Below are 19,599 nucleotides of genomic sequence, written 5' to 3' on the forward strand. Positions count from 1 at the left end.
CCTCGCTGTCTTTGAGTTTAGGGAGCGGCGCCTGGGAGACAGGCGCCGCCGGTCAGGACATCAGTTAGCGGCGGCGCCGATCTCGCGATCCCATCGTTCCAGCAGTTCCTTGCGCTTTGCCGGGTCGCCATAGGTCTTGAAGTCGTAGTCGATCAGCTTGATGTCCTCGAAGCGCGGCGCCTCCTTCGGGATGGTCGCACTCTTGTTGGAAGGCAGCTGGAAGGATTTGGCATCCTTCATGCGGGACTGGACCTCTGCCGTCAGCGCCCAGTCGTACCAGGTCTTCGCATTGTCGAGGTTGCGCGCGCCTTTGATGATGGACATGGAGCCGATCTCATAGCCGGTGCCTTCGCACGGCGTGATCGACTTGACCGGAAAGCCTTCCGCCGTCTGCGCCACCGCGTCGTGCACGAAGACGATGCCGAGCGCCGTCTCGCCGCGTGCAGCCGCCTTGACGGGGGCCGAGCCAGACTTGGTATATTGCGAGATGTTGCCGTTCAGCTTCTTCAGGTAGTCGAAGGCCTGGTCCTCGCCCATGATCTGCACGAGAGAGGCGAGCGCGGTGTAGGCCGTGCCGGAAGAATTCGGGTTGGCGATCTGGATTTCGCCCTTCAATTCCGGCGCCAGAAGGTCGGCCCAGCAGACCGGCTCCTTGTAACCCTTGGTTTTGAAGATTTCCGTGTTGTAGCCCCAGCCGAGCGCGCCGGCATAGACGCCGACCGTCTTGTAGCCGGAGCTTTCAGCCTGCTTCTTCGCCCAGTCGTTGAGTTCATCGAGCTTCGGCGACTTATATTCCAGCGTCAGATTTTCCGACGCCGCCTGAAGATGGGGGTCGCCCGTGCCGGCCCACCAGATGTCGGTCTTCGGGTTGCGCGCCTCGGCGCGCACCTTGGCATAGGTCTCGCCGGACGAGAGGCGAACCATGTTCACCTTGATGTCGTTATGCGCCTTCTCGAAATCGCCCTTCATCTGCTCGCAGATGACGACGTCTGCCGAGCAGATGAGATTCAATTCGCCAGCCGCCTGTGCGGGCAGCGCACCGAGCGCCGAGCCGGCGAAGAGCATGAGGGTAAGGGTCTTGAGTTTCATCGGGCATCCTCCTGTTGCCTTGGTTGATTCTTCGCATGAACAGGACACAGCGGGGCCATCGGCTGCCCGCGGCGGCGCGTTCATGGTTTCGGATTGCGTTTTGCTTAAAGGGCTCGATCAGTTCGTTGCGGCGATTTCCGCATCGAACCTGTGGAGCAATCGGCTTCGTTCTTCCGGCGAGCCGAAGGTGGCGAAGTCATAATCCACCATCTTGATCATCGAAATATCAGGGGCTGCCAGCGGCAGGGTGGATTTCGCGTTGGATGGCACCTGGTTCTGGCCGGACGCTGCACCCGTACCCTGCCCTTCCGGGCTCAGCGCGAAATCGACGAAGCGCTTTGCTTCTTCGATGTTCTTGGCGCCTTTGACGATGCTCACGGCGCCGATCTCGTAGCCGGTTCCCTCGCAGGGGGCGACGATGACGAGAGGAGAGCCCGCTTGCTTCTGTGTGACGGCATCATGCATGAAGGAAATGCCGATCAGCGTTTCTCCGCGCGCCGCCGCCTTGATAGGCGCAGATCCCGATGGGGTGTAACGTTCGATATTGCGGTTGAGCGCAGCGAGATAACGGAAAGCCTCATCCTCGCCGAAGAGCTGCACCAGCGTCGCAAGCGTGGTGAAGGCTGTCCCGGACGAATTCGGATTGCCGCTCTGTATGCGGCCGCGATAGGCATTGTCCGTCAGATCCTTCCAGCAGCTCGGCGCCGGCAGCTTCAGCTCACGCAGCAGATCGGCATTGTAGGCAAAGCCGAGCGCCCCGGCATAGATGCCAGCCGAGCGGCCACCGGACATGGCGAAGAAGTTCTGTGCCCAGGGCAGCATGTCGCGCTCATGGGCCGGCTGGTAAGGTTCGAGAAGATTTTCGGAACCGGCCTGCAGATGCGTGTCGCCCGTGCCGCCCCACCAGACGTCGACGGCAGGTGCCGCTTTCTCCGCACGGATCTGATTGAGGATATCGCCGGTGCTCTTGCGGGTCATCGAGATTTCGAGGCCGGTCTTCGCCTCATACGCCGTCTTCATCGCGGCGCACCACATCTCGTCCACACCGCACAGAACGGTGAGTGACGGGGCAGCTGCGCCGGTACCGGCGCCCGCCAGCCACAAAGCCGCCATCGCGCTGAAAGCCATGATGCCTCTCACGATTTCCTCCCATTGGACCTTGCGTCCCAATCTCCGCAGTCAGGATGTCAGATCTGCCGCCTAGCGCAACCTGAGAATGGTTACGGTTCTTACAGCCGGAGCGGAATCGTCATCGCGAAAATGACAAAAGTTACAAATGTGACAAAGGCGCATAACACGAGCCCGCTTTGAAGATCGTGACGGCCCTGCCTATAATGGATGCGGGAGGACGTGCATGTGTTGAATGAGAGGATAAGCATTCTGATCGTCGAGGACGATCCAGACATGTCGGAGCTTATCTCCGACCTCGTGGAGGCGGAGGGTTGGACGCCGCTTACTGCGCGCTCGGCGGAGGACGCTGCGCTGGTGCTTTCGCGCGAAACCGTGCATCTCGTGCTCGTCGACCATAACCTGCCCGGCACCTCCGGCCGCACCTTCGCGCAGCGCTTGCGCGCGCGGACCAACATCGGCATCGTCATGGTGACGGCTGCCGGCAGCGCCGCGGACCGGGTGCTCGGGCTCGAAACGGCGGCCGACGACTATGTCGTCAAACCCTTCGAGCCCATCGAATTGACAGCCCGCATCAAAGCCGTGCTGCGCCGGACAATCCCCTCGCTGAAGCCCGAGCGGGAAGGCGAGCGGGAGCACGAACCCGCATCCCTGAAGCTCGGCGACTGGTCGGTGGATCTCAAGAGCCGCCGCGCCATCTGCCGCACCGACCCCGCCAAATCGCTCACGAGCGCCGAGTTCGCGCTGCTCGAAATCCTCGCCGAAACGCCCAACGCACCTGTCAGCCGCGCCCATATCCTCGACCGCCTGGGCGCCGAAAGCGAGCGCTTTATCGACCGCAATGTCGATGTGCTCGTGCTGCGTCTGCGTCGCAAGATCGAGCGCAATCCGGACCTGCCGCGCCATATCAAGACGCGCCGCGGCAAGGGCTATGTTCTCGACACCGACGAGGGCGAGATCGTATCGTGATCAGCCGTCCGTTCCTCTCCTCCATCGCCTTTCGCCTGCCCTTCGCTATCGTCTTTATCTGCGTTCTCGTCTTCAGCCTGGCGACCATTGCCGTCTACGGCTTGCAGCGGGCGCGCCAAGAGATGACAGCCTACGGTCTGCAGGCGTTCTCGAGTCTCGCCAAGGCCTCGCTGGTCTCTCGCCAGGTTTCCGATCTCGTCTCCAGCGCACCCTTCCTAATGAATGCGACCTCGCCCTACCGTGTCTCCACCGAAAGCCGCTCGGTCGTGATGCAGGTCGATACGCTGCTGCACGCCATGCGGCCGGAAAACGACGAGGCCGTGGTGAACGGTTTTGCGAGCAGCCGCATAATCGAGCTCCTGGAAACGATCCGCACGCAGACAACAGCGCTTGCAGGTGATGCGGATTCCGCCCAGCAGCAGAAGGCAGAGGCTGCGGCAGCGCTCGGTGAGATCGCGACCGGCAGCCGCGTAGCGGATGCAAATTTCCGCATTCGGCTGAACGCCATCGTTCAATCCGCCTCCAATTCGGATAGCCTCTTCCAGCTGGGCGAATTGCGCCGACGCTATGTCTCCGAAACCGCTCCGCGACTCGAACGCGCCGCGCCGGACGTCCGAATTTCTGCGACCGAACTTGCGCCGTACGAACGGGTCTTCGAGGCGCAGACGCGCTATCTCCTCGAAATGTTCGCCATCCGCGCCGCCGTCTCACGTCTTCATGATGTCTCGCGTGATCTGTCGCACGCGACGGAAACGCAAAGCGAGGCCGTGGCCCGCAGCCTCAGCGACGACCTCGCCTCGACCTCCGACGCTTTGAGCCGCATCCTCGTCATAGTCGCCGTCGCCTCGCTGCTGGTGCTGGCAATGGCCATCCTATCCATCCGCTCCGTCATGCGCGTCTCTCGCGGCATCGTCGCGCTTTCGAACGGCATGAACGCACTGGCGGAAGGGCGCAAAGATGTCGATGCGCCGCGCTATGACGGCACCGAAACCGAGTTGGTGCGCCTGCTCGAAGCTTTCCGCGCATTCCGCGAGAGCGTCGAGCGCGTGACGCGGCTGCGGCGCACGGCGGAGGCCGCCGCCCGCACCATCCGCTCCACCTTCCGCAGCATGAACGAGGGCATCGCGCTGTTCGATCCGCGCGGCCGGCCGATCACCATGAACCGCCGTGTCATCGAGCTGGTCGGCTGGTCTGGTTCAGCCAGGAAATTGCCGCTCCGCAGTTTCGTGACGCCGCTGCCGGAGATCGATCCGGCACTCCTGCCGGCCGAGAACGACACCGGCCTGCTCGCCGACCGGTCGGTGCTGCGCCACCGCTCCGATGCCGGGCGGGTGACGGAAGTGTCGCTCTCGCGCCAACCCGACGGCGGGATCGTGCTGCTGGCGCGCGATATCACCGATATGGACCGGCAGGAGGCGGAGGCAGCAAAGATCCAGCGCCTCGACGGCATCATGCGCATGACCCATCAGGTGAGCCATGAGGTGGGCAACATGATCGGCATCATCACCGGCAGCCTCGGCCTGCTGGAGCGGGAAACCGGCTTCAATGACCGGCAAAAGCGGCACCTCGCCCGCATCCGCAAGGCTGCCGACCGCGGCAGGTCGCTGGCCGGCAGTATGCTTTCCATCGGCAGCCAACAACCGATCCACCCTGGCGAGACAGAGCTCGGCTCGGTGCTGCGCGGCATGGGCGACGTGCTGGAAATCGCCATCGGCGAAAAATGCCGGCTTGTCTTCGAAATATCCGACGACCTGCCCACCGTCCTCATCGACACGGCGCTCTTCGAACAATCTATCCTCAATCTCTGCCTCAACGCCTCCGCGGCCATGCCGGGGGGCGGAACGATCCTCATCCGCTGCTCCCGCAGCGAGGCCGGTGTGATCGTCAGCGTGACGGACGACGGCATCGGCATGACGCCCGAGGCCGTCGACAAGGCCTTCGAACCCTATTTTACGACCCGCGATGCGGAAGGCGGCGCAGGTCTCGGCCTGGCCATGGTCTACGGCTTCGTCCGCCAAAGCGGCGGCGACGCTCGCATTGCCTCGGCGCCGGGCAAGGGAACGGTCGTCGAACTCCTGTTTCCGGCGTGAACTGGGTTCCGCGTCAGCTCGTCAGGGATCGAATCGCTCGATCAGGACAGATTTGCTGTCTCAATCTCGAAAATGCCGATCCGCCTATGCCGCCTTGATAGGATCTGAACCTATGCGCCATTCCCAAATAGACGTTTGGAATCAAAGTTCCTGACCATGCCGAACGGTAGCACGTTGTCAGTTTCAAACTGAGCTGCCGGCGCGGGGCGGCCAATGTAATATCCCTGAAGCTGGTTGATTCCGTACTGCTGCATCAGCCGCTGATGTTCAATAGTCTCCACGCCTTCAATGAGGATCCTCACGCCGCGATTGCGCAGCAGGCTGATGATGTCAAGCAACATCCTCTTGCCTCTTTCGGTGTCGCAGTCATGGAGGAAGGACCGATCGATCTTGATGGTGTCGAATTCTATGAGGCGAAGCCAAGAGAGCCCTGCGAACCCCGTGCCAAAGTCGTCGAGCCAGACTTGAGCGCCCAGCTTTCTCAGGTCGCTGATGCAACGAACCACATCCTGGTCGATTTCCAGCTCCACCCCTTCGGTAATTTCGAAAGCGAGCCGAGCGCCCGTGACGTCGAATTCAGCCAGTGTCGCTGCGACATAGCTGGCGAAACCTGGCATCTTGAGTTCAATCGGCGAAACGTTGACGCTTGCCACTTGCACCACGCCGGTCGCCAACAGGTCTCGGCAAACAGTGCGAATCGCCCACCGCCCCAGTTCGATGATCGACCCAGTCCTTTCCGCGACTGGGATAAAAGTGGCGGGGGATACCGCCGTTCCGTCCAACATCCTCAGACGCATCAAAGCTTCGACGGCATCCATCTTGCCTGTCTGAACGTTGCGGATCGGCTGATAGACGAGGGAGACAAGGTCGTGTTCAACCGCGATCTTCAGGGTCGCAGCTATATCCTCGCTGTCATCGCTGCTCAGCGGGTCTTCAGGATCGAAGACCCGCAGGGTGTTGCGGCCCGTCGCCTTGGCGGCATAAAGCGCCCGATCGGCTTCATGAATGACCTTGTCGACCTGCTTGGTCTGGTCCCGCGTATAGGAGACGCCTACACTTACGGTGATGACGGTGGTCCCGTCTCGCCTGTGCTCGTGCGGCCAAGCCAGCGCTCGAACGGCAGCACACATTGCTTCCGCGAGCTCCGCCGCTCTTTCCGGGTTCGGCATCGGTGTGATGACGATGAATTCCTCGCCGCCATATCGCCCGATGATCGCGTCATGGGACAAGGCCACGTTTTGGAGAAGCTGGGAGACCGCTACAAGGCACCGGTCACCCTCTTGATGGCCGTAGCAGTCATTATAGCGCTTGAAATGATCCACATCGATAAGCAGGACGGCAAAGGGCGCCCTCTGGTCCTGCCAGCGTTGCCAATGATCACGCAGACGTTGATCGATTGCCCGGCGATTTTCCAGGCCGGTCAACGAGTCCGTATTCGAGAGGTGCAAAAGAGCCTTGCCCCTTTCATCGGCAGCAGCTTGCTGCAAACCAGCTTCAAGAGCATTGAGGAACACTTTGTAGCGCTCTCGATTGAGCTGAAGGTTCACGTAGGAGGTAAAAATAAAGCAGGACATGCAGAAGGCGCCGAGGATCAGCTTGTGCAGAAGCACCATAGGCACGAACAGATAGAGGGCGCCGATGAAGATGAGCACGTTCGTTGCGGAGGCGGCAAGAGCAACCGGAAAACGGAAACTGAAGAACAAGTTGACGCTCATCATAAAGATCGCGCCAAAAACCATATAATATGAGAAAGCGTCCCTGACCGTGGTCATCTGGCCGGTCAGAAGCCAGACAAGATAAGCTGCCAGCACGGACACCGCCGCGGCCATGTCGACCGTGTCGGCCTTTGCTTTGCGGTAGAGTAAGAGTTCCAGCAGGCAGAGCGCAGTGACGCCGACCGCCAACCGGCCAGCAATTGTGTACTGAACGACATCACCGATAAAAAGATAGTCCGTGAAAGAGTAGGCAAGGTAAGCAGCCACGGCTATCCAGAGGCCCTTGCGCGTCGCGCTCTTTCGGCCGCTCTCGCTCTCCTGCTTATAAATGCGACGCAACTGTTCTGACGACAGTGTCGGCCGCGTGGCGGCGACTGCGGTCTCGGCTAACACGTGCATCATGCCCCTGCCACCCAACATCTTGCAGCAGTTGTCCTACACAGACCGCTCGCTGAAGCTGGATAGCCCTACACAGACCCCACATCAACCGATAACGCCCGAAACGATCCCCAAGCGGGCGGAGTATCTCTTGGGTTCACTAATACTTTCTAAAGCCAGGACGTGCACGGGGACGCTGCCGCCAACCTTTGCGCTTGACCTTCATGAAAATGGTAAGGATTTTATGCAATCTATTAAATCTCTATTTACCGACGAGGTTTCCTTGGTTCAGCCGCTTTTTTCCCTTGATGGCCAAAGCTTGATTACACCGCAGTCCGTCAGCAATACGCTTCTCTCACCTGGCAAGGATAATGAAACAGACCGCCTGCGAATTGCGGAGGCTGAGTTTGCAATCGTCATCAACATTGCCATGCAGCGATTCGCCGCGGGCAAAGGCCTGTCTGACGCAGTCAGGTGGTTGATTGGTCAGCTCCACGACATCCGGCATAAATTCGGCGCTGTTGTGTGGCAGAAGCTCATTCCGATTATTCAGGCCCATCCCTCGGCAGAGATTCTGCAGCAATGCCCGTTCACTCGTTGGTCCTTTGAAAAACCTCGCGGCTACTCCGGTGATGCCAGTCTCATAGACTTTATTTATGGGCATCCGGCGGTGACCGAAGAAGTGGCCAGATCGACCCTTCTCGGTCTCAACATCTTCGAATACACGATAAACGCTCCCGGCCCGGTAGCCGTAAGGGAGCGTCGCGAAACCCTGACCCGCTACGTCGATGAGACCGCTACACGAATAGGCCGGGATACCGAGGTCCTCGCCATCGCCGCCGGTCACCTTCGCGAAGCGGAGGAATCAAAAGCACTTGCAGAAGGCAACCTTAAACGCTGGGTTGCTCTTGATCAGGATCCCCACAGTATCGGCTCGATCTCGAGCCAATTCCATGGAACTTCGGTCGAGCCTATCAATGGATCCGTGCGCGGCTTGCTGGCGCGAAAGCATCAGATTGGCACCTTCGATCTCATTTACGCAGCAGGATTGTACGATTACCTCACCGATAAAGTCGCAATCCGACTGACACAGATTTGCATGGAAATGCTGAAGCCGGGCGGCGTCTTTCTATTTGCCAACTTCTCCGACGAGATGGCCGATGACGGATACATGGAATCCTACATGAACTGGGAGCTCCTCCAGCGTTCCGAGGCCGATATGTGGCGTATTGCCAATGGTAGTGCGCCGGAAAACACGGTTGATAAGACGGTCTGGTTCGGCGCCAACCGCAACATCATCTACAGCACGATAAAAAAGCTGTCGTAGGCTTCGACGGGCTGGGCGCTCACAAAACCGACGCGCCCAGCCCGGCGGCGTCGCCACTCGTGCGTGGCGATCGGGTTACTTTCAGCTCCAGGGTTGACATGAACTGGATCGAGGACGTAGCCTCCGCAGCATTCACCAGGGGAGTCCCGGCAAGGGGCTGAGATACTGCTGGACAATAAGGCTTTGCCTGTTGTGGCGCAGTGACCCGTTGAACCTGATCCAGTTCATACTGGCGTAGGGACGGTGCAAGCGCTCGAAGGCTGCGGATTCACGCGTGGAATCCATGCCGGCGTCTTTTCATCATTCCGGCTGACTGACTGGGTCTCCAACTGCACTTTGGAGCCTCAAACCATGACCATTGCCGCAAAGAACCTCACCCCAACCGTCACCACCGGCGCCCTGCCGTCATCGCGCAAGATCCACGTCGCGGGAGAGATCCATGCCGACGTTCAGGTCCCGATGCGCCAGATCAGCCTCCATCCGACCTCGGGCGAGCCGCCGGTAACCGTCTATGATTCCTCCGGTCCCTACACGATCGAAGGCGCCGATATCCGTATCGAGCAAGGTCTTGCCGCGCTGCGCCGCGACTGGGTGCTCGCCCGCGGCGACGTCGAGCCCTATGAGGGCCGCAGCATCCGTCCCGAGGATAACGGCTTTGCCAGCGGCGAGCGGCTGACGCCGGAATTTCCGGCAAAACGGCAGCCGTTGCGGGCCAAGGACGGCAAGGCGGTGACGCAGCTGGCTTACGCGCGCGCCGGGATCATCACTCCGGAGATGGAATTCATCGCCACCCGCGAAAATCTCGGCCGCAAAGCCCAGGCCGGCGCGATGCTTCGCGATGGCGAGAGCTTCGGCGCCCATATTCCCGATCACGTGACGCCGGAATTCGTGCGCCAGGAAGTCGCCGCCGGCCGGGCCATTATTCCGGCCAATATCAATCATCCGGAATCGGAACCGATGATCATCGGCCGGAATTTCCTGGTGAAGATCAACGCCAATATCGGCAATTCGGCGGTGACCTCGTCAATGGCTGAAGAGGTCGAGAAGATGGTCTGGGCCGCCCGCTGGGGCGCCGACACCGTCATGGACCTTTCGACCGGCCGCAACATCCACAATATCCGTGAATGGATCATCCGCAACTCACCGCTGCCGATCGGCACCGTGCCGCTTTACCAGGCGCTGGAAAAGGTCGAAGGCATCGCCGAAAACCTCACCTGGGAGATCTATCGCGACACGCTGATCGAACAGGCCGAACAGGGCGTCGACTATTTCACTATCCATGCCGGCGTGCGGCTGCATTACATCCCGCTGACCGTCAACCGCGTCACAGGCATCGTCTCGCGCGGCGGTTCGATCATGGCCAAATGGTGTTTGCACCATCATCGCGAGAGCTTCCTCTACGAGCATTTCGAGGAAATCTGCGACATCTGCCGCGCCTATGACGTCTCCTTCTCGCTCGGCGATGGACTGCGCCCCGGCTCGATCGCCGACGCCAACGACGCGGCGCAATTTGCCGAACTCGAAACGCTCGGCGAGCTGACGAAGATCGCCTGGGCCAAGGATTGCCAGGTCATGATCGAGGGGCCGGGCCATGTGCCGATGCACAAGATCAAGGAAAACATGGTCAAGCAGCTCGCCGTCTGCGGCGAGGCCCCCTTCTATACGCTCGGCCCGCTGACGACCGACATCGCGCCGGGCTACGATCACATCACCTCGGGGATCGGCGCGGCGATGATCGGCTGGTTCGGCACGGCCATGCTCTGCTACGTCACGCCGAAGGAGCATCTCGGCCTGCCTGACCGCAACGACGTCAAAACAGGCGTCATTACCTACAAGATTGCCGCCCATGCCGCCGATCTCGCCAAGGGCCATCCCGCGGCGCGCATCCGCGACGATGCGCTGTCGCGCGCCCGTTTCGAATTCCGCTGGGAAGACCAGTTCAATCTTTCGCTCGATCCCGAGACGGCCCGCTCCTTCCACGACGAGACGCTTCCGAAGGAAGCGCACAAGGTCGCCCATTTCTGTTCGATGTGCGGCCCGAAATTCTGCTCGATGCGGATATCGCACGATATCCGGTCGGAAGCGCAGAAGGAGGGTCTGGAGGCCATGGCCGCCCGCTACCGCGAAGGCGGCGACCTTTATGTTGCCGTCTCTTCGATCGAGGGGCCTTCTCCGATCGAGACCACGGGAGCCTGAGATGCACGTCCTCGTCAAAGGGGCCGGCATCTCAGGGCTCCTCGTTGCGCACGAACTGCAGGCCCGCGGCGCCGAGGTCAGCATCGTCGACCCGCATGCGAATTTCGACCGGGCCGCGTCATGGCTCGCCGGCGGCATGCTGGCGCCGTGGTGCGAGCGTGAAAGCGCCGACGAGGCCGTGGTCCGGCTTGGGGCGCAGGCGGCCGACCGCTGGGAGGCGATCCTGCCCGGCCACGTCGTCCGCAACGGGACACTGGTGGTCGCGCCGGCGCGTGACCATGGGGAGCTGAAGCGCTTTGCCGGGCGGACGAGCAACTATCGATGGGTGGAAGAGGAAGACATCGCCCTGCTCGAGCCGGCTCTCGCCGGCCGGTTCCGGCATGGCCTGTTTTTCCCTCAGGAAGCGCATCTCGATCCCAGGCAAACACTCGTCGCCCTGAAAGACAAACTGTCGGCGCAGGGCGTCGTCTTCGCAGGTGAAGCTCCGGAGGAACACTATTTCTCCGATATCGTCGACTGTACGGGTGCTGCGCGCATTGGCCAGCTTGACGATCTGCGCGGCGTGCGAGGCGAAATGCTTTATCTGCACAGCGATGAAATAGAGCTTTCACGGCCCGTCCGCCTGCTTCACCCCCGCATCCCCGTCTATGTCGTGCCTCGCGGCGGCGGCCTCTTCATGGTCGGCGCGACCATGATCGAGAGCGATTTCGGCGGGCCGATCACCGCACGCTCGCTGATGGAATTGCTGAACGCGGCTTACACGCTGCATCCAGCCTTTGCTGACGCGACCCTTGTCGAAACCGGAGCCGGCATTCGCCCGGCCTTCCCCGACAACCTCCCCCGGGTGATGCGGCAAGGCAATGCCGTCGTCGTCAACGGCCTTTATCGCCACGGTTTTCTCCTGGCGCCCACAATGGCGGCAAAAGCCGCCGATCTCGTCTTTTCCGGACGGACGAAGCAAAGGAGCTCCCAATGCGTCTGATCATCAATGGCGAACCCCAGACAATCGCCGCAACCACCCTTTCGCAGCTTCTCACCGCACTCGACTACGAGGGAGAATGGCTGGCAACCGCGGTCAATGGCGAGCTCGTTCCTCGCGAGGACCGCGACGATCACGCTCTCAACGACAATGACCGGGTCGAGATCCTGACCCCGATGCAGGGAGGCTGACATGCTTGATCTCTATGGAAACCAGATCGGATCGCGGCTTCTTCTCGGCACTGCGCGCTACCCTTCCCCGGCGGTCCTCGCCGACGCCGTCAAGCGATCCGGAACGGACATCGTCACCGTGTCGCTGCGGCGTGAAGCTGTCGGCGGGCGCAGCGGCAACGTCTTCTTCGACATGATCCGCGCGCTCGGGGTGCGCGTGCTCCCCAATACCGCCGGCTGTCATGGCGTCTCCGAGGCGGTGCTGACGGCCAAGATGGCGCGCGATGTGTTTCAGACCAATTGGATCAAGCTGGAGGTGATCGGCAACCACGACACGCTGCAGCCTGACGTATTCGGGCTCGTCGAGGCCGCCCGGATTCTTTGTGGCGAAGGTTTCGAGGTCTTTCCCTATACGACCGACGATCTGGTGGTGGCCGAGCGCCTGCTGGAGGCGGGATGCAAGGTGCTGATGCCTTGGTGCGCACCGATCGGAACGGCGGCGGGGCCGCTCAATCTTTCCGCGCTTCGATCCATGCGGGCGCATTTTCCCGGTGTACCGCTGATCGTCGATGCGGGGATCGGGCGGCCGTCGCATGCAACGACCGTGATGGAATTGGGTTTCGACGCGGTCCTGCTCAACACCGCAGTTGCCGGAGCGGGCGATCCCGCCGCCATGGCGGAAGCCTTCGCCAAAGCGATCGATGCCGGCAGGCAGGCATTCGGCGCCGGCATGCTGGAGCCGCGCGACATGGCGGTTCCCTCGACGCCGGTGATCGGAAAGGCGGTTTTCGCATGACGCTCGATCCTTTCTATCTGATCGTCGACAGCGCCGCCTGGATCAAAAGGCTGGTTCCGCTGGGCGTCAAACTCGTGCAATTGCGCGTCAAGGAACGCGCGCTGGAGGACATACGCGCGGAAATCCGAGCGGCAAAAGCAGTCTGCGAGGCGCATGGCTGCCAGCTGATCGTCAATGACCACTGGCGGCTTGCCATCGAGGAAGGCTGCGATTTCATCCACCTCGGCCAGGAGGATCTGGCCGCCGCCGATCTTGCCGCGATCCGCAAGACCGGCCTGAAATTGGGGCTTTCCACCCATGACGAGGCGGAATTGGACGTCGCGCTTGCAGCTCAGCCAGACTATATCGCGCTCGGTCCGATCTATCCCACCATCCTAAAGGTCATGCCCTGGGCGCCGCAGGGCCTCGATCGGCTGCGCAACTGGAAAAGCCGCATCGGCCCGCTGCCCCTCGTCGCCATTGGTGGGCTGAACGTGGAGCGCATCGCCGGTGTGTTCGAAAACGGGGCCGATAGCGCTGCCGTCGTCACCGACATCACGCGCAATTCCGATCCCGAGCGGCGAACTCTGGAGTGGATTGCGGCAACGCGTGCGTTCCGCGGGGAAGGCTGAGGAAGAACCTGCCTCTCTAGAAAGGCTGCGCATCAACCCTAAAGCCAGTGATGTATGTCAGATATGCAGCGCGCTTCCTAAAGCTTTCGCCGCCGCCTCCATGATCGCCTCGCTGCGGGTCGGATGTGCGTGGATGGTGCCGGCGATGTCTTCCAGACGTGCGCCCATCTCGATCGCCATGGCGAAGGCCGCCGAGAGTTCGGAGACACCCGCCCCCACTGCCTGCAGGCCGAGAACGAGATTGGTGTCGGCGCGGGCGACGACGCGCACGAAGCCCTCTTCGGACAGCATCGTCATCGCCCGTCCATTGGCGCTGAACGGAAACTGGCCGGTGCGGATTTCATAGCCTTGCGCCCTTGCCTCCGCCGGCGAGAGGCCGGCGCTGACGATTTCGGGATCGGTGAAGCAGATGGCGGGGATGCAGCGCTTGTCCCAGGCCCGCTTCCTGCCGGCGATGATCTCGGCCACCATCTCCCCTTGCGCCATGGCCCGATGGGCCAGCATCGGTTCGCCGGTCACGTCGCCGATCGCATATATACCCCGCATGGATGTGCGGCAGCGATCGTCGATCCTGAGATAGGGGCCGGCGCGGTCGAGATCGAGTTCTTCGAGACCGGAACCCGCCGTCCGCGGGCGGCGGCCGACGGTGACGAGGATGCGGTCGGCCGGCAGGGTCTCCCGCCGGCCATCGGAGGTTTCGATGAGCAATGCCTCGCCGTTGTCGGCAAGACCCATGGCCTTCGCACCCGTCAGCACCCGGATACCGCTTTCGGTGAGCTTGCGCATCACGGGCCGCACCAGTTCGGCGTCATAGAGCGGCAGCACCTGTTGTGTCGCCTCGACGACCGTCACATCAGATCCCATCTTGGAGAAGGCCGTGCCGAGTTCCAGCCCGATATAACCGCCGCCGACCACCACGAGATTCTTGGGTAGCTCCGTCAGCGACAGCGCCTCGGTCGAGGAAATGACGCGGCCGCCGAATGGCAGGCTGGCAAGCTCCACCGGATCGGAGCCGGTGGCGATCACCACGGTCTCGGCGCGGATGATCTGCTGGCCGGTTTCCGTCTCGACCTCCACGGTCTTGCCGTCGCGAAAGTGGGCGCGGCCGTGGACGATCTTGACCCGCGCCTTCTGCAACAGCCCGGAGACGCCGCCCGTCAGCCGGCCGACGATACCGTCCTTCCAGGCGATCGTCCTGCCAAGATCGATCGAGGCGCCTTCGACACGGATCCCCATCGGGTTCTTGCCGGCAAGCATCTTCTGCGTGGCGTCGAACTCCTCGGCCGCATGGATCAAGGCCTTGGAGGGAATGCAGCCGACCGTCAGGCAGGTGCCGCCGGGCTTGCCGGCTTCGACGACGACGGTATCGATGCCGAGCTGGCCGGCGCGGATGGCGCAGACATAACCGCCCGGACCGGCGCCGATGACGAGGAGCTTGCAGAGAATTTCTTTCATGGATCAGCCTTCGATGAAAATGAGCGCCGGGGTTTCGAGGAGCGTACGGATGCGCTGCACGAAGGTCGCCGCGTCCCAGCCGTCGATGATGCGGTGGTCGAAGCTCGAGGAGAGGTTCATCATCTTGCGCGGCACGAATTGCGTCCCGTCCCAGACCGGACGCGTGGCGATCTTGTTGACGCCGATGATCGCGACCTCAGGATGATTGATGACGGGCGTCGAGACGATGCCGCCGAGTGCGCCGAGCGAGCTGATGGTGATGGTCGAGCCGGAAAGTTCATCACGCGTTGCCGTGCCCGAACGCGCCGCTTCCGCCAGACGGTTCATCTCGGCCGCACAATCCCAGATGCCGCGCGCTTCCGCATGCCGCACAACGGGCACGGTCAGCCCGGCCGGTGTCTGCGTGGCGATGCCGATATGTACGGCACTATAACGCGTGATGATGCCGGCATCGTCGTCAAAGGTGGCGTTGACCTCGGGTTGCTCGGAAATCGCCTTGACCAGGGCCCGCATCAGGAAGGGCAGAACCGTCAGCTTCGGATGACCTTCCCTGCGGTCGCCGTTCATGGTGGCGCGCAGTTCCTCGAACGCCGTCATATCGACTTCCTCCACATAGGTGATGTGGGGAATGCGCGAGGTGGACAGCACCATCTTCTCGGCGATGCGGCGCCGCAGGCCAGTCAGCTTGATCTCCTCGATCGCGGTCTTTCTGGCGAGACCATTCTTTGCCGTTGCGGGCGCTGCTCCCTGGGCCAGGAATTGCTCGACATCCTCTCGCAGGATACGCCCGGCCGGTCCGCTTCCCTGCACCTGCCGGAGATCGACGCCGCTTTCCCTGGCGAAGAGCCGCACCGAGGGAGCCGCGAGCGGCCTTTCGGCCGGAGGCGGCGCGGGAGCCGGGGGAGCCGTCGCAGTCACAGCAGCCGGAGACGGCCGTGCTGCTTCGACCTTGACCGGTTCGGCAACCGGCGCCTGTGAGATCTGCACGGGCGGAGCGTCGCCGGCATCGCCCGTCGTCTCGATCCGCACCAGCGGCGCCTTGACCGCGATACGGTCACCAATCTCGCCGGCGAGCCAGATGACGGTGCCGTTGACGGGAGACGGAATTTCCACCGTCGCCTTGTCGGTCATGACGGCGGCGATCACCATGTCCTCGCGGACCGGATCGCCTGCCTTCACGTGCCATTCCACAAGCTCGGCCTCGGCGACCCCTTCCCCGACATCGGGCATCTTGATGATGAATTCACCCATGGCTCAGGCCTCCATGACTTCGGCAAGCGCCCGCCCGACGCGGCCTGGACCGGGGAAATAATCCCACTCCTGCGCATGCGGATAGGGCGTGTCCCAGCCGGCGACGCGCACGACAGGCGCTTCGAGGTGATAGAAGCAATGTTCCTGCACCAGCGACACGACCTCGGCGCCGAAGCCCGACGTCAAGGTCGCCTCATGCACGACGACGCAGCGTCCGGTTTTGGTGACCGATTTGACGATCGTATCGAGATCGAGCGGCAGCAGGCTTCTCAGATCGATTACCTCGGCGTCGATACCGGCATCCTCGGCCGCGGCAAGCGCCACATGCACCATGGTACCGTAAGCGATCACTGTTACCGCCGATCCCTCCCGCCGCACTTCGGCCTTGCCGATTGGGATCGTGTAATGGCCGTCGGGCACCTCGCCCAGATCATGTTTCGACCAGGGTGTGACCGGCCGCTCGTGATGGCCGTCGAAGGGACCATTGTAAAGCCGCTTGGGCTCCAGGAACATGACCGGATCGGGATCCTCGATCGCCGCGATCAGCAGGCCTTTGGCATCGTAGGGATTGGAGGGAACGATCACCTTCAGCCCGCAGACATGGGTGAAGAGCGCTTCCGGGCTCTGGCTGTGCGTCTGGCCGCCGAAAATGCCGCCGCCTGTCGGCATGCGCACGACGATCGGGCAGGTGAAATCGCCGTTGGAGCGGTAGCGGATGCGCGCCGCCTCCTGCGTCAGCTGGTCATAGGCAGGATACATGTAATCGGCGAACTGGATTTCGACGCAGGGCTTCAGCCCGTAGGCGGCCATGCCGATCGCCGTGCCGACGATGCCGGATTCGCTGATCGGCGTATCGAAGCAGCGCGTCCTGCCGTATTTTGCCTGCAGGCCCTGGGTGCTGCGGAAAACACCGCCGAAATAGCCGACATCCTCGCCGAACACCACGACATTGTCGTCCTTCGCCATCGAGACGTCCATGGCGCTGCGCACGGCCTCGATCATCGTCATCCTGGCCATGTCAGTACCCCGCCTTCTGCCGCTGGCGGCGGATATGCGCCGGCATTTCGGCATAGACGCCTTCGAAAATATCGCGCACCGAAGGCCTGCCGCCCGCATGCAGCGTGCCGTGCGCCTCGGCCTGGCGCTGCGCCTCGATCACCTCGTCGGCAATTTCGGCTTCCGCCTGGACGTGCCGCTCCTCCGACCATGCGCCCTTGACGATCAGATGTTTCTTCAGCCGCAGCACGGGATCGCCGAGCGGCCAGGCCTCCGATTCCGTCTTCGGCCGATAGGCGCTCGGATCGTCGGAGGTCGAATGGGCGCCGACGCGGTAGGTGACATATTCGATCAGCGTGGGGCCGAGATTGCGCCTGGCCCGCTCGGCCGCCCAGCGGGCGACGGCATGGACGGCGAGATAATCGTTTCCGTCGACCCTGAGCGCCGGAATGCCGAAGCCGAGGCCGCGGGCGGCAAAAGTACCGGAGCCGCCGCGGGCAATGCCCTGGAAGGTCGAAATCGCCCACTGATTGTTGACGATGTTGAGGATGACGGGCGCCTTATAGGTGGAGGCAAAGACGAGCGCCGAATGGAAATCCGATTCCGCCGTCGATCCGTCGCCGATCCAGGCGGCGGCAATCCGGCTGTCGTTCTTGATCGCCGAGGCCATCGCCCAGCCGACGGCCTGCACATATTGGGTGGCGAGATTGCCCGAGATGGTAAAGAAGCCGTGCTCCTTGGAGGAATACATGATCGGCAGCTGCCGGCCGCGCAGCGGATCGCTCTCGTTCGAGTAGATCTGGTTCATCATCTCGACCATCGGATAATCATCGGCGATCAGCAGGCCCGCCTGCCGATAGGTCGGGAAGTTCATGTCGCCCTTGTTAAGCGCCTTGCGGAAGGCGCAGCTGACGGCCTCTTCTCCGAGATGCTGCATGTAGAAAGAGGTCTTGCCCTGGCGCTGTGCCATCAGCATGCGGGCGTCGAAGGCGCGCAGCTTCATCATGTTGCGCAGCCCGGTCAGCAGCTCCTCGTCGGTGAGGGATCCGGCCCAGGGTCCGACCGCCTCGCCATCACGGTTCAAGACACGGATGATCGAATAGGCGAGATCGCGGATATCCTCGGATGCGACATCGACCTCCGGCCGCGGCACGGCACCGGCCTTGGCGATCTTGACGTTGGAAAAATCGGGCTGGCCGCCGGGACGGACGGCGGGTTCGGGGACGTGCAGGCTCAGATGAGCGGAATCCACCATGTCTTTTCTTTCCTCCCTTTGCCGGCCACGCCCCTCTCCCCGGGGACAAGGCCGGTATGGTTCTTATAGATTGCGGGCGATCACCATGCGCTGCACGTCGCTCGTTCCCTCATAGATCTGGCAGATGCGCACATCGCGATAGATGCGCTCGACCGGGTAATCGGCCATGTAGCCGTAGCCGCCATGGATCTGGATCGCGTCGGAGCAGACGCGTTCGGCCATCTCCGAGGCGAAGAGCTTTGCCATCGATGCTTCCGACAGGCAGGGCATTTCGGCTTCCCTCAAGGCGGCGGCGTGAAAGACGAGCTGGCGCGCCGCCTCGATCCGCACCGCCATATCGGCAAGGCGGAAGGCGACGGCCTGGTGCTCGAAGATCGGCTTGCCGAAGGCCGTTCGCTCCTTGGCATAATCGCACGCCGCCTCGAAGGCCGCCCGCGCCATGCCGACCGCCTGAGCCGCAATGCCGATCCGCCCGCCTTCGAGATTGGCGAGCGCGATGCGGTAACCTTCGCCTTCCGCCCCGAGCCTCATTTCTGCAGGAATGCGCATGTTGTTGAAGGCGATCTGGCAGGTATCGGTGGAATGCAGCCCGAGCTTTTCCTCGACTCGGATCACCTCGTAGCCCGGCGTCTCCGTCGGCACGATGAAGGCGGTGATGCCCTTCTTGCCGGCATCGGGATCGGTGACGGCAAAGACGATGATGACATTGCCGTTCTTTCCCGAGGTGATGAACTGCTTGGCGCCGTCGATCACGTAGTGGTCGCCGTCCCGCCGCGCCCGGGTCTTCAGGTTGGAAGCGTCGGAACCGGCCTGCGGCTCGGTCAGCGCAAAACCGCCGATCCATTCGCCGCTCGCCAGTTTCGGCAGGAAGCGCTGCCGCTGTTCCTCAGTGCCGAATTTCAGGATCGGCACGCAGCCGACGGAGCTATGCACGCTCATGATCGTCGAACAGGGCCCGTCGCCGGCGGCAATCTCCTCGAGTGCCGCGGCATAGGCGACGACGCCGGTATCCGAGCCGCCATAGGCCTCCGGCACCAGCATGCCGAGCAGGCCAAGCTCGCCCATCTCCTTCAGTTCCTCGCGCGGGAAAAGATGTTCCCGGTCGCGTTTGGCCGCCCCCGGCGCCAGCCGGTCGCGAGCAAAGTCGCGGGCGAGATCGCTGATCTGCTGTTGGAGGTCGGAAAGGATCATCTG

Annotated in this window: 16 protein-coding genes and 1 riboswitch; of the genes, 8 read left to right on the forward strand and 8 right to left on the reverse strand. The window is 62.3% G+C overall.

Annotation, left to right across the window (positions count from 1 at the left end):
• Window positions 1-60 precede the first annotated feature (60 nt).
• Window positions 61-1,089: an ABC transporter substrate-binding protein gene (locus tag ATY77_RS31035; RefSeq protein ID WP_088690256.1), complete on the reverse strand. Its 1,029-nt coding sequence runs from the start codon at window positions 1,087-1,089 to the stop codon at window positions 61-63.
• A gap of 117 nt (window positions 1,090-1,206) precedes the next feature.
• The gene (locus tag ATY77_RS31040) at window positions 1,207-2,229 is read right to left on the reverse strand and encodes an ABC transporter substrate-binding protein (RefSeq protein ID WP_088690257.1); all 1,023 of its coding nucleotides are present in this window, start codon (window positions 2,227-2,229) and stop codon (window positions 1,207-1,209) included.
• Between the two features lie 216 nt (window positions 2,230-2,445).
• Between ATY77_RS31040 and ATY77_RS31045 the strand changes: the two genes are divergently transcribed.
• Window positions 2,446-3,186, forward strand: coding sequence for a response regulator transcription factor (locus ATY77_RS31045; RefSeq protein WP_088690471.1), 741 nt, complete (start codon window positions 2,446-2,448; stop codon window positions 3,184-3,186).
• The gene (locus ATY77_RS31050; protein WP_088690258.1) at window positions 3,183-5,276 is read left to right on the forward strand and encodes an ATP-binding protein; all 2,094 of its coding nucleotides are present in this window, start codon (window positions 3,183-3,185) and stop codon (window positions 5,274-5,276) included. Before ATY77_RS31045 ends, ATY77_RS31050 begins: the two co-directional genes overlap by 4 nt.
• A gap of 110 nt (window positions 5,277-5,386) precedes the next feature.
• On the opposite strand, the gene ATY77_RS31055 is transcribed toward ATY77_RS31050, so the two are convergent.
• Window positions 5,387-7,393 carry an EAL domain-containing protein gene (locus ATY77_RS31055; RefSeq protein ID WP_190237720.1) on the reverse strand — a complete coding sequence of 669 codons (2,007 nt, stop codon included), beginning with the start codon at window positions 7,391-7,393 and terminating at the stop codon, window positions 5,387-5,389.
• A 259-nt stretch (window positions 7,394-7,652) separates the two neighbouring features.
• On the opposite strand from ATY77_RS31055, the gene ATY77_RS31060 reads away from it, so the two are divergent.
• The 6 genes from ATY77_RS31060 to ATY77_RS31085 all read left to right on the forward strand — a co-directional run bounded on the left by ATY77_RS31060 (window position 7,653) and on the right by ATY77_RS31085 (window position 13,448).
• Window positions 7,653-8,696 carry a class I SAM-dependent methyltransferase gene (locus ATY77_RS31060; RefSeq protein ID WP_088690472.1) on the forward strand — a complete coding sequence of 348 codons (1,044 nt, stop codon included), beginning with the start codon at window positions 7,653-7,655 and terminating at the stop codon, window positions 8,694-8,696.
• A gap of 127 nt (window positions 8,697-8,823) precedes the next feature.
• Window positions 8,824-8,955: riboswitch (TPP riboswitch) on the forward strand.
• 92 nt (window positions 8,956-9,047) lie between these two features.
• On the forward strand, window positions 9,048-10,892 hold the full coding sequence (gene thiC, locus ATY77_RS31065; RefSeq protein WP_088690260.1) for a phosphomethylpyrimidine synthase ThiC: 1,845 nt from the start codon (window positions 9,048-9,050) through the stop codon (window positions 10,890-10,892).
• A 1-nt stretch (window position 10,893) separates the two neighbouring features.
• Entirely contained in the window at window positions 10,894-11,874 is a 981-nt protein-coding gene (gene thiO, locus ATY77_RS31070; protein WP_088690261.1) for a glycine oxidase ThiO, read from the forward strand.
• Window positions 11,865-12,062, forward strand: coding sequence for a sulfur carrier protein ThiS (gene thiS / locus ATY77_RS31075; RefSeq protein ID WP_088690262.1), 198 nt, complete (start codon window positions 11,865-11,867; stop codon window positions 12,060-12,062). The genes thiO and thiS overlap by 10 nt, the downstream gene beginning before the upstream one ends.
• A 1-nt stretch (window position 12,063) precedes the next feature.
• Window positions 12,064-12,837 (forward strand): thiazole synthase, encoded by a 774-nt coding sequence (locus tag ATY77_RS31080; RefSeq protein WP_088690263.1) that lies wholly within the window; start codon window positions 12,064-12,066, stop codon window positions 12,835-12,837.
• A complete protein-coding gene (locus tag ATY77_RS31085) occupies window positions 12,834-13,448 on the forward strand; it encodes a thiamine phosphate synthase (RefSeq protein ID WP_088690264.1) in 615 nt (204 codons plus the stop codon). The genes ATY77_RS31080 and ATY77_RS31085 overlap by 4 nt, the downstream gene beginning before the upstream one ends.
• Window positions 13,449-13,505: 57 nt before the next feature.
• On the opposite strand, the gene lpdA is transcribed toward ATY77_RS31085, so the two are convergent.
• The 5 genes from lpdA to ATY77_RS31110 form a co-directional block, all read right to left on the reverse strand.
• Complete coding sequence (lpdA, locus tag ATY77_RS31090) at window positions 13,506-14,903, reverse strand: dihydrolipoyl dehydrogenase (protein ID WP_088690265.1); 1,398 nt, start codon at window positions 14,901-14,903, stop codon at window positions 13,506-13,508.
• 3 nt (window positions 14,904-14,906) lie between these two features.
• Complete coding sequence (locus tag ATY77_RS31095) at window positions 14,907-16,154, reverse strand: dihydrolipoamide acetyltransferase family protein (RefSeq protein WP_088690266.1); 1,248 nt, start codon at window positions 16,152-16,154, stop codon at window positions 14,907-14,909.
• Between the two features lie 3 nt (window positions 16,155-16,157).
• Window positions 16,158-17,171 (reverse strand): alpha-ketoacid dehydrogenase subunit beta, encoded by a 1,014-nt coding sequence (locus ATY77_RS31100; RefSeq protein WP_064841556.1) that lies wholly within the window; start codon window positions 17,169-17,171, stop codon window positions 16,158-16,160.
• A gap of 1 nt (window position 17,172) precedes the next feature.
• The gene (locus ATY77_RS31105) at window positions 17,173-18,405 is read right to left on the reverse strand and encodes a 3-methyl-2-oxobutanoate dehydrogenase (2-methylpropanoyl-transferring) subunit alpha (RefSeq protein WP_088690267.1); all 1,233 of its coding nucleotides are present in this window, start codon (window positions 18,403-18,405) and stop codon (window positions 17,173-17,175) included.
• 63 nt (window positions 18,406-18,468) lie between these two features.
• Complete coding sequence (locus ATY77_RS31110; RefSeq protein WP_088690268.1) at window positions 18,469-19,596, reverse strand: acyl-CoA dehydrogenase family protein; 1,128 nt, start codon at window positions 19,594-19,596, stop codon at window positions 18,469-18,471.
• Window positions 19,597-19,599: the final 3 nt, after the last annotated feature.

The organism is Rhizobium sp. R634, assembly GCF_002211305.1.
Lineage (GTDB): Bacteria > Pseudomonadota > Alphaproteobacteria > Rhizobiales > Rhizobiaceae > Rhizobium.

Excerpts from the sequence above, each read along its gene's own strand:
- thiC (WP_088690260.1), top strand. The coding sequence starts at position 9,048 with ATGACCATTGCCGCAAAGAACCTCACCCCAACCGTCACCACCGGCGCC.
- lpdA (WP_088690265.1), bottom strand. The coding sequence starts at position 14,903 with ATGAAAGAAATTCTCTGCAAGCTCCTCGTCATCGGCGCCGGTCCGGGC.
- ATY77_RS31095 (WP_088690266.1), bottom strand. The coding sequence starts at position 16,154 with ATGGGTGAATTCATCATCAAGATGCCCGATGTCGGGGAAGGGGTCGCC.
- ATY77_RS31100 (WP_064841556.1), bottom strand. The coding sequence starts at position 17,171 with ATGGCCAGGATGACGATGATCGAGGCCGTGCGCAGCGCCATGGACGTC.
- ATY77_RS31080 (WP_088690263.1), top strand. The coding sequence starts at position 12,064 with ATGCTTGATCTCTATGGAAACCAGATCGGATCGCGGCTTCTTCTCGGC.
- ATY77_RS31085 (WP_088690264.1), top strand. The coding sequence starts at position 12,834 with ATGACGCTCGATCCTTTCTATCTGATCGTCGACAGCGCCGCCTGGATC.
- ATY77_RS31105 (WP_088690267.1), bottom strand. The coding sequence starts at position 18,405 with ATGGTGGATTCCGCTCATCTGAGCCTGCACGTCCCCGAACCCGCCGTC.
- ATY77_RS31055 (WP_190237720.1), bottom strand. The coding sequence starts at position 7,393 with ATGATGCACGTGTTAGCCGAGACCGCAGTCGCCGCCACGCGGCCGACA.
- ATY77_RS31035 (WP_088690256.1), bottom strand. The coding sequence starts at position 1,089 with ATGAAACTCAAGACCCTTACCCTCATGCTCTTCGCCGGCTCGGCGCTC.
- ATY77_RS31110 (WP_088690268.1), bottom strand. The coding sequence starts at position 19,596 with ATGATCCTTTCCGACCTCCAACAGCAGATCAGCGATCTCGCCCGCGAC.
- thiS (WP_088690262.1), top strand. The coding sequence starts at position 11,865 with ATGCGTCTGATCATCAATGGCGAACCCCAGACAATCGCCGCAACCACC.
- thiO (WP_088690261.1), top strand. The coding sequence starts at position 10,894 with ATGCACGTCCTCGTCAAAGGGGCCGGCATCTCAGGGCTCCTCGTTGCG.